This is a genomic window from Alteromonas confluentis, from assembly GCF_001757105.1.
In the GTDB taxonomy this organism is placed as follows: Bacteria; Pseudomonadota; Gammaproteobacteria; order Enterobacterales; family Alteromonadaceae; genus Alteromonas; species Alteromonas confluentis.
The window spans coordinates 1-9,151 of sequence record NZ_MDHN01000030.1; the positions used below are offsets into that span (position 1 = coordinate 1).

Annotated in this window: 8 protein-coding genes; 4 read left to right on the forward strand and 4 right to left on the reverse strand. The window is 45.1% G+C overall.

Features of this window, described 5'->3' with window-relative positions:
• Positions 1-94 precede the first annotated feature (94 nt).
• Positions 95-1,423 carry an IS4 family transposase gene (locus BFC18_RS13750; protein ID WP_070123693.1) on the forward strand — a complete coding sequence of 443 codons (1,329 nt, stop codon included), beginning with the start codon at positions 95-97 and terminating at the stop codon, positions 1,421-1,423.
• A 103-nt stretch (positions 1,424-1,526) separates the two neighbouring features.
• Here BFC18_RS13750 and BFC18_RS13755 read toward each other — a convergent pair whose 3' ends face one another.
• The gene (locus BFC18_RS13755) at positions 1,527-2,195 is read right to left on the reverse strand and encodes a YitT family protein (protein ID WP_070126148.1); all 669 of its coding nucleotides are present in this window, start codon (positions 2,193-2,195) and stop codon (positions 1,527-1,529) included.
• Between the two features lie 171 nt (positions 2,196-2,366).
• A complete protein-coding gene (locus BFC18_RS13760) occupies positions 2,367-2,873 on the reverse strand; it encodes an O-acetyl-ADP-ribose deacetylase (protein ID WP_070126149.1) in 507 nt (168 codons plus the stop codon).
• A gap of 324 nt (positions 2,874-3,197) precedes the next feature.
• On the opposite strand from BFC18_RS13760, the gene BFC18_RS13765 reads away from it, so the two are divergent.
• Positions 3,198-3,983, forward strand: coding sequence for an RMD1 family protein (locus BFC18_RS13765; RefSeq protein ID WP_070126150.1), 786 nt, complete (start codon positions 3,198-3,200; stop codon positions 3,981-3,983).
• 691 nt (positions 3,984-4,674) lie between these two features.
• Here BFC18_RS13765 and BFC18_RS13770 read toward each other — a convergent pair.
• Positions 4,675-5,664 (reverse strand): substrate-binding periplasmic protein, encoded by a 990-nt coding sequence (locus BFC18_RS13770; RefSeq protein ID WP_070126151.1) that lies wholly within the window; start codon positions 5,662-5,664, stop codon positions 4,675-4,677.
• Positions 5,665-5,943: 279 nt separating this feature from the next.
• Between BFC18_RS13770 and BFC18_RS13775 the strand changes: the two genes are divergently transcribed.
• Positions 5,944-6,192 (forward strand): helix-turn-helix transcriptional regulator, encoded by a 249-nt coding sequence (locus tag BFC18_RS13775; protein WP_070126152.1) that lies wholly within the window; start codon positions 5,944-5,946, stop codon positions 6,190-6,192.
• Complete coding sequence (locus tag BFC18_RS13780; RefSeq protein WP_070126153.1) at positions 6,182-7,393, forward strand: type II toxin-antitoxin system HipA family toxin; 1,212 nt, start codon at positions 6,182-6,184, stop codon at positions 7,391-7,393. Before BFC18_RS13775 ends, BFC18_RS13780 begins: the two co-directional genes overlap by 11 nt.
• A 179-nt stretch (positions 7,394-7,572) precedes the next feature.
• Here the strand turns inward: BFC18_RS13780 and BFC18_RS13785 are convergent, their stop codons facing one another.
• The gene (locus BFC18_RS13785; RefSeq protein ID WP_070123173.1) at positions 7,573-9,009 is read right to left on the reverse strand and encodes an IS1182 family transposase; all 1,437 of its coding nucleotides are present in this window, start codon (positions 9,007-9,009) and stop codon (positions 7,573-7,575) included.
• Positions 9,010-9,151 lie beyond the last annotated feature (142 nt).

Below are 9,151 nucleotides of genomic sequence, written 5' to 3' on the forward strand. Positions count from 1 at the left end.
TAATGCCGATCAGTTAAGAATATTTTCATGATCGGTTGACCGATCTTTTAAAGGCTTCAAAATCCGATATCAGTTTCTGATATCGGATTTTTTTATGCCTTTACTTTCCAACCTCGATGAAACATTCAGTCATGCTGAAGATTTGAATACTATTGATAAGCTCATGTCTTTTGTTGACCCTGAACTGCTCCAGCAAGCTTATGATTTATCGGGTGTAGCGACCGTCAGACGTCGCCGGTTGCCGCTGGATTCCGTCGTTTTTACGATTGTGGGAATGAGCCTCTTCCGTAACGACCCTGTCTGGGATGTCGCGAATAAACTCGATGTTTCGCTGCCGGGTAAAAACCGCTTTGTTGCGCCCAGTGCGGTGGTGCAAGCCCGGCAACGACTGGGGGAGGAAGCTGTCGGTCACGTCTTTAAGTTAATGGCACAGCGAGCATTTGGAGAGTATGCCTTTGAACAGTGGTGTGGTTTAAATGTCCTGGCGGTTGATGGTGTGATGTTCCGTGCGCAGGATACCAATGAGAATCTTGATACATTTGGTTGTGACCGGAATGCTAAAGGTGATAATCCTTATCCGCAGGTACGCATGTGCAGCCTGATGGAAACGTCCAGCCATCTTCTATTAGCCAGTGAATTCGACAGTCGTGATGTCGGCGAGATGTCACTTGCAGAGCGCCTTGTTCCTTCGGTGCCAGATAACTCCCTGACTCTCTTTGACAGAGGATATTACTCGTTGGGATTACTCCATCTATGGATGACTAAAGGTGTGAATACCCACTGGATGCTGCCTGCTCGTAAAGATTTACAGTACACAGTAAAGCATCAACTAAGCGACCATGATGCTGTTGTCACACTGAAAACCTCGCCCCAGGCCAGAAAAAAATTTAGTGGCTTACCTGAGACCCTCGAAGCGAGATTGACCAGCTATGAAGTCGATGGAAAGACTTACCGTGTGCTTAGTTCAATGGTCAATGCGCTACAGTTTCCCTATGACGAAGTTGTCGATGTGTATGTTCAACGCTGGGAAATAGAGCTGGGCTTCAGGGAAATGAAACAAACGATGCATCAGGCAAAACTGACACTCCGAAGCAAGAAGCCGGAGATGGTACGACAGGAGCTCTGGGGGCTATTACTCGCCTACAACCTGATTCGAATGATGATGCTGGATGCTGTCAAAGATATGCCGGAGCTATCTCCGTCCCGACTCAGCTTCGGCTTATGCATGAGACACATTATTGTATTCTTCCTGTCAACCATTCCGGAAACCGTTACTAAGCTGCCCGTTCACTATGAATATCTGATGGAATCTCTGAGAATGATGAGGTTGCCCGACAAACGTCCAGACAGATATTACCCAAGAGCGGTGAGGAAAAAACCGACTAAATACCCCACAAAGAAAAAAGCCAGTCAGCTTAACTGACTGGCATTAGGCAACCAGCCGGGCTTTTAGATCGTACAGGCAAAGCGAGAAAAGAGGGGGGCAGAGGTAACTCAATTTCACCAGGTTTTCATTTCTCTCTAAATCAACGAGATGTTGCGCTGTCCCGGTCATCCATCGGTGATGCTTCCTCTTGCTCATCTTCGCTGGTGATCCCCGGCAGGATATAGCGTTCAGGTCGGTGATTAAGTGACAGCACCATATTCAAACAGAAAGCAGCCAATACTGACATCAGTACCAGTTTCCAGTTGAGCACCAGCAGTGACGACAGCAATATAATGGTATCTATAGACAGTTGAAAAGTGCCCGCGCGAATGGAGAATCGCTGTTGCAGATAAAAAGCCAGAATGCCAAGTCCGCCCATGCTTGAGCTGTGACGAAACATGATCAGCATGCCTACACCCAGTAAGATCCCACCAAAAATGGCAGTGAATATGGGGTTGGCATTATTGATTTGCACAAATTGAGGAATAATATCTGTAAGCAACGACACCGTGGTAACAGAAATAAAGGTATTGATGGTGAATCGCTTACTGATATGTGTCCAGGCCAGCGCATAAAAGGGCACATTGATAATAAAAAACAGCAAACCAAAATTGATTGGCAGTGCATATGTGCCGAGTAGCGCAAGCCCCGCAGCGCCGCCCACCATGAGATCCTGAGACTGGAAGAGATAAAGCCCAAAGGCGACAAAAAGTCCGGCGCTGACTAACGCGAAAAGATCCTCTACCACACTGTGTTTTGGTTTCTGCATTGATAGCCCCTGATTTTTAAAAGCCGGTATTATACGGAGGCATCAATGCGAAGTAAGCTGCCGGTTAAATTTTGCACTACCTGATTAGAGGGAGTGTGGAATGATTGATTTACGCCGTGTGATAAAAGTGTAAATTGTGCAGTTAATAAACATGTCGATGAAGAGGCTAAACTAGTCACCAAGCAAGCGGCGAAAGCCATTCCTGACGTCGTCTCCGTAGCAGCATAATATAACTTTACAAGGGCTTTGGCCTCTACTTGCATGCAAGCGAATATTGCCAAGGGCAATCTCGCAAGCCATGTTTACGGGGAAGCCATAAATGCCACAGCTTATTGCAGGAAAGGCAATCGTACGAAAATTGTGCTTGCTAGCGATATGAAGACAAGCGCGATAACATTTTGCCAATAGGCTGTCTTCATGATTACCGCCGCCGCGCCAAACAGGGCCTACTGTGTGGATGATATAAGATGCAGGTAGCTGAAAGCCGGGAGTCAGCACGGCCTCTCCCGTTGGGCAGCCATTTAGGTTTCGACAAAACTCAAACAGTTCGGGGCCTGCAGCATGATGAATGGCCCCATCAACACCTCCGCCGCCTAACAATGACGAATTGGCTGCATTTACAATGGCATCCACCCGCAGCTGCGTGATATCCCCATCAAATAACTCAATCGTTGCCATGTAATCCTCAATACGCGGACAAAATTCTGCAAAACCCCCATTCTGTCGTTAATCAGTAACAGTGTTTGCCGGATACAGCCGTCTAGCGCCGTATTTCAACTATGGATTGCAGTTTCTATGCCGCTGTTTCTACGTTCTTGTTTCCACGTCATTTGGCGCTGGTTCATAGTTGATCAGAAAAAGCGGCATACTACGTGTTGAATTTAAGGCGGGACAACTATTAGATACCTTTTATGTCATTGAAATATATGAAATTAATTTATTAGGAGAAAGCCAAAATAAGGCGCATAATCGGCCGTTTTTTAATCACTTGTGGGAATCAATATGATTTTCTCTAATGACCGAGTTTCCGTGTATGTGTTGTCGGTTTCTGATACCCAAAAAATCAATCAGTCGCAGCATGGCACACGATTCCGCGATGCTGTTCAACTGCCACTTCCTGGCGGTGAGGGCTGGATTTTTGATTACGGTGTATTGGTGTTTTGGGGCGTGGATGAAGACGAAAGACTGGCTTTTTTACACCGCTTGCAAATCAGCGGCGAAGCATTGTCTGGCGAACATCAGGAGCATGTCCGTTTCGAAGTTGGCGCGCCTGCATTGAAGTTACATGGCGACCTGATTTCCTTACCCGGAGAAGAAATGCTATTGCGATTGGCGGTGAGCCACGCACTCGCGCAGTCGACAAAATTAAACGAGTTTGAATATCAGGCCGAACAGACAATTGAGCAATATGCGCATCTACCAAAAACACTGGCAGAAACCGGCAAAATTAATCTGAGTAGTAAGCGTCTGGCAAGCATTCGTGGACATTTGTTCAGCACGAAAAGTGACATCTTTTTGCATTATGGTTTGCTGGATACCCCAGAGTTTTTCTGGGAATACCCGGAATACGAAGAGGCTTACAACGCAACCATGAAGTATCTTGATATCAGGCCGCGGGTGGATCTGCTATCGAATAAGCTAAACGTGATACATGAATTGTTTCAAATGCTGGCCGACGAAGTAAAACATAAACACTCTTCATTCCTCGAGTGGATTATCATTATTCTGATCGCATTTGAAATTATTATGTTTGGTGCGCAGGAGCTAACGACGTTACTTCAGGGCTGATGCCCATTTGATTACGTGTGACTGCCCACAGCTCTCACCGACGTGTAGCCTAAAACAGGTAGCAGGACCAAAGTGAGAAAGGCGGGAGCATCTAGAATGGCTGCGGCAAGGATAGCTGCAGCCCAAAGAATACCAGTAGTGACCTTTAGCTTGTTGCAATTATTCATTAGGTGTTTCCGCTGTCTTATTAAACCTATCGTTTAAACTAGCAGACAGACTGGATGAGAAACAGGCGAAAAGTTTTACAAAATGTGTGGGCGATGTGGTCTTTCAGGAAGGGAATGCTGTAGAAGCTACTCATATAAAAACAGGCCTTATAAATAAGACCTGTTTATCGGGTGTTTAGATTAGTGATCACATTCAGCGAGCAGCTTGGATTTCTTCTTGATTTTGCAATCAAAAATCTTCTCAGCATTTTTCCTTCCAATATAGTAAGCAACTGTATATGGATGGGCCCGCTCAAAAAAACGCGAAATTGACTTGGTAAATGCATTCATAAAAAGAGCCCTCCTGTGGTTTACCCGTCACTATCATATAATTATGACAGTAATATGTCTAACGTGTTACAGATAAATTTAGTTCACCACGATAAAGAATTTTTATCGAATACTTATGCGGGGAACCCTTTTAAATATAGGAGGTTCAGCGCAAGTTTCAAGCATATCTATGCTTTATACGCATTAACTATAAACTACCACTGGCGTATAATTTTTTTGTATATATCTTCATCAAGCAAGCTTTTAGGGGCGGTGTACGTGTTTTGTGTGCCCAGAACGGCTGTGGCCTCCGCCCAATTTGCATAGCGTACATTATCAATCACAAACAACGATTGCGTTGAAGGTGATGTGCGATCAAGGGCATAGGTACTCGCCTTAGAAGGTGCTTCATCTAAATGGGCAACCGCTGAGCTCGAAATGAAGTCTGCTACACCATCGTCATTAATATCTTTTGTCAGCCAACTAATTTGCAATAGGCGGTTGTAACTGCCGTCCGTCTGCATCTCAGCTATGGTGTTATCAAAGGCTGCTATTAATGAACTACTGCTTTCGGTGCTCTTGCTTATTGCCACATGAAAGCCCGCACGCAGTAGGGGAGAGGGTGAACGATATATTAGTTCTTCATTGTCGGCTAACAATAGCTTGTTAAATTCATCGGCTAATAGCCCGGTAGTCATAAGTAGTGGTGCGCGTTCATCGGCAAACTGACGAAAGGCATCGAACGTAGTGGGATTACGCGACCATTTCACCGCGGCAATTTTGCGAAATTCATCCGTATTGGCGAAGCGATTTTCAATCGCGATTCGAGAATCCTGAAGTTGAGGCAACAACTTAATTTCGCTTACGTCAGGGCGTTTAGATACCACATAGAAATTAAGTGGTAGATAGCTGGCGGAATAGTGGTAGTTATCACTTCGCGCATCAAGACTAATGAATGCGTACTCGCCATTCAACTTACCTGTAGTTATCGCACCGCCAAGAAAGGCCCTACGCATTACATTTAACTCGACATTGGTATCCATCCGGCGAAATGCCTCGCCGACAATGGCGTTGAGCCGCGCCGGCTCTCCTTCGTCGTCTACGTATGTGGCAAGTGGAGAGGCACCCAGTTTCAAATCCGCACCGTTGGCTACGGACAGGCTACTGATGAATATTAATAAAGCGCAATTAATTACCTTAATCATCAACTACTTCCTGATAAGTCAGTCTCTACCGTATCGGTATTTACTGTAAAAGTGTAGTGGTTAATCCAGAAATAGGGTTAAAACGCTGCAAGGTGTCGTGCTGGTGGTAAAGTAGTAAGGATTTAAAGGAGAGTGTACTTAGGCGAACACAACGTCTCAGGTGAGGCGCACTTTAAAACAGTTACCGGCAGGTTGCTACGCCAGAATTGTATTTATATATGTACATTTTGGGTTTTTAGTGTAATTTGTACATATATGGGTACGTTTATGGTGTGATTTATGAGCAGGGAATCAATCGGTAATCAGTTAAAAACAGAGCGAAAGCGTCGGCGTATGAGCCAGGACGATATCGCAAGTAAGCTCAAAACTGCTCGCCCCCGCATCTCTCAAATTGAGAATGGGCGATATCAAGGGTCTCTCCAACTACTGGAGCGCTATTTAAACCTTATGGGATTAGAGCTAACGGCTATCTCTGTTAATCGCCGTCCTACGCTTGATGAGCTGGATTCGATATACGATGAGGACTAATTACACTTTAGCGAGCCTGCCCGAGTTGGTCCGCCGGTTACAGGTAAAAGTTGGCGGAACACCGGCTGGTGTATTGAATCGGGCCGCGCAATACACATTTACTTACAAAAAGGAAAAACGGGACGTGTCATTGACGATGCCGTATAGGCCAGAGCCTTACTCACACGGCGCGTTACATCCAATATTCACACAAAACCTGCCGGAGGGTTACCTGCGCAGGTATATCTCAGAAAAGCTCATGCGGTATGCCAACGTTGACGATATGTACCTACTGGCACTTATGGGAGAGAAGGGCATCGGTTACTTATCCTATGATGCGGGTATAACGTTGCCAGAGCCGGAGCACATTGCTATTGACGACATACTGCACTGGTCTGGTAAAGAGAAGTTATTCCCCCGGCTGCTTGAACGCTATTATCTCAACGGAATGGCATCCGGTGTTCAGCCTAAAGTGGTGGTATCCCGTTCTACCGTGTTACAAAAAGACATCATCGTTAAAACGTTTGATGAAGAGTTTCCCCTGCTAACAGTAAACGAATTTGTATGTATGAAATGCGCTGAACATTGTGGTCTGAATACGCCCACTGTTTGGCTATCAGATGATTTGCAGCATTACGTAGTAGAACGTTTCGACGTTGATGATGACGGCAACAAAATCGGCATTGAAGACTACGCCACGCTCATGGGGCGCACCGGCGATCAGAAGTATCTGGGGAGCTATGAGAATGTTCTTAAAGCCACACTGCTCAATACGCAATCACCGGAAGAATTAGATAAGGTTTTCGCGCTGGTGGCTTTCAACTGCCTGATAGGCAACGGTGACGCACACCTCAAAAACTTCTCACTGCAATACCAGAATGATCACACTGAAATAAAACTGAGTCCGGTCTATGATATTACCCATACGCTGATTTACCCGACCATCGATAACGCCATGGCGCTGAAAATGCGTAAGAGCAAAGCATTTCCCACACGTAAAGACTTAATCGAGTTTGCCTTTAATGCCGGGGTGACCCGTTCTTCAGCCGGCGCTATCGTCGACAGCATCGCGCAGGGGATTCTTGATTGTCTTGCATCACTGAATGAAGTAAACGAAATGGAAGGGCTGCGCGAGTCGATAGAAAAGCATGTAGGCAGTGTCATGAAAGTAAAGCCCATCCAGTCAGTCTATCGCCATGACAAGAAGAAAAAATACGAATAGAGCTGTGGGAAACGATACAGCTTCATACTGAAAACGTCTCTTCTTGGTCCAGACTGTGTGAAAACACACTTGCTTGTCGAAGGCGATGAATATCCATATTTTGAAATCGTCGAAGAAGATTTCGATCGCGATTTTCTACAACACCTGAATTTACCGGAGGCGAGTCAGATTGTCAGGGATTATCCTTCTCTGATGGCTTTTGTTAGTGCCTGCACGCCCATAATTGCCATCATTCTCTTCATGTTGTAAGCAAGAACATGGAGACTCATCTCGGTACTGACGTTTTTGAATCGTCTTGTCAGAAAGTGAGTTGCGCCCATCCACATTTTTATCGTCCCGAAAGGGTGCTCAACAGTTTGTTTTCGGATCACTGGTGTTTCGGGGGCGTTTGCTAGACGTTCCAGCATGGCTTCAGCTTCTGCCTCATGAATCCAGCGTTTCATTCGTCTTGGCTCGCGCTTTGAGGTGGTACACTGGTTCCGAATTTTACACTCCTTGCACGCGTTATGATTGAAGTAGACATCTAATTCCAAACCATCTTCGACGGTTCTCATTCTATTTATCATTTCTTCGCCAGCAGGGCAGGAATAGATATCTTTAGTGGGGTCGTATTTGAATTTGGAGCGATTGAAGATACCCTTTCTTTCCGAGCCAGAGGTATCTGTTTTAGGGACTAAAGTTTCAGCGCCAAGGTCCAGTGTCGCTTTGATATCCTGACGGCTGTAGTAGCCTTTATCTGCCAGAGAAGTGATATCTTTTCTATTTAATATTTCTTGCGTGAGTTTGGTCATCCTTGCTAGCTCGCCACGGTCGTTAGTATTTGTAACATCATGACAGACAATAAGATGATGCTTTGTATCAACCGCGCTTTGGATGTTATAGCAAACTTGGCGTTCCATATTTCTGGTTTTAAGCAATCTGGCATCGGGATCGGTTAGTGATACCTGTTTGTCTGGGTGCGCTTCTACTACCCGCTTCATTTCCTGTAATTCACCTAGCCTTTTCTTAAACCAAGCCAGTTTATCCTTCACCATTCTTACTCGATTATCTGGAACTTCTTTGCGGTCTACTTCGTCAAGCTCCAACAGATATTTAGAAATTTTCGCCTCAACGCGAGCAATCAGGTCATTGGCTTTCTTAGACGTAAAGTTATTCGTCTTACTGTTTACGGCTTTGAATTTACTACCGTCAATGGCGACAACGCCCTCACTGAACATATTCAGCTCTCGACATAAAATGACAAAATGACGGCAAGCCAACTTGATTCCTTCGCCGTTATCACGTCGGAAATCAGCGATAGTTTTAAAGTCCGGCGCTAAACGTTCCAATAACCACATGAGTTCAAGATTACGGTTGGTTTCTGTTTCCAGTCGACGAGAAGATTGAATACGGTTGAGATAGCCGTAGATATAAAGCTTTAATAAAGTGGCTGGGTGATAACCTGGGCGGCCCGTTGATTTAGCCTGAACACGTTCAAAACCTAATTCTTGCAAATCAAGTTCATTGACGAAAACGTCAACAATACGAACGGGGTTATCTTCACTGATAAAGTCATCCAAAATCTCTGGGAATAAAGTCGCTTGAATACGACATTCTCCTTTAATGTGATTCGTCATAATCAGTCATCAAAGTTCATTAACATGCTGATTATTATATCAATTAACTACCGAAACAATTAGATTACTTGATCATAATAAGCGGCTTTTTAGACCAAAAAGTGATCAGCGTTTTCACACAGCCTGGGTCAGAAGCGGACAT

Excerpts from the sequence above, each read along its gene's own strand:
- BFC18_RS13750 (WP_070123693.1), top strand. The coding sequence starts at position 95 with ATGCCTTTACTTTCCAACCTCGATGAAACATTCAGTCATGCTGAAGAT.
- BFC18_RS13755 (WP_070126148.1), bottom strand. The coding sequence starts at position 2,195 with ATGCAGAAACCAAAACACAGTGTGGTAGAGGATCTTTTCGCGTTAGTC.
- BFC18_RS13760 (WP_070126149.1), bottom strand. The coding sequence starts at position 2,873 with ATGGCAACGATTGAGTTATTTGATGGGGATATCACGCAGCTGCGGGTG.
- BFC18_RS13765 (WP_070126150.1), top strand. The coding sequence starts at position 3,198 with ATGATTTTCTCTAATGACCGAGTTTCCGTGTATGTGTTGTCGGTTTCT.
- BFC18_RS13770 (WP_070126151.1), bottom strand. The coding sequence starts at position 5,664 with ATGATTAAGGTAATTAATTGCGCTTTATTAATATTCATCAGTAGCCTG.
- BFC18_RS13775 (WP_070126152.1), top strand. The coding sequence starts at position 5,944 with ATGAGCAGGGAATCAATCGGTAATCAGTTAAAAACAGAGCGAAAGCGT.
- BFC18_RS13780 (WP_070126153.1), top strand. The coding sequence starts at position 6,182 with ATGAGGACTAATTACACTTTAGCGAGCCTGCCCGAGTTGGTCCGCCGG.
- BFC18_RS13785 (WP_070123173.1), bottom strand. The coding sequence starts at position 9,009 with ATGACGAATCACATTAAAGGAGAATGTCGTATTCAAGCGACTTTATTC.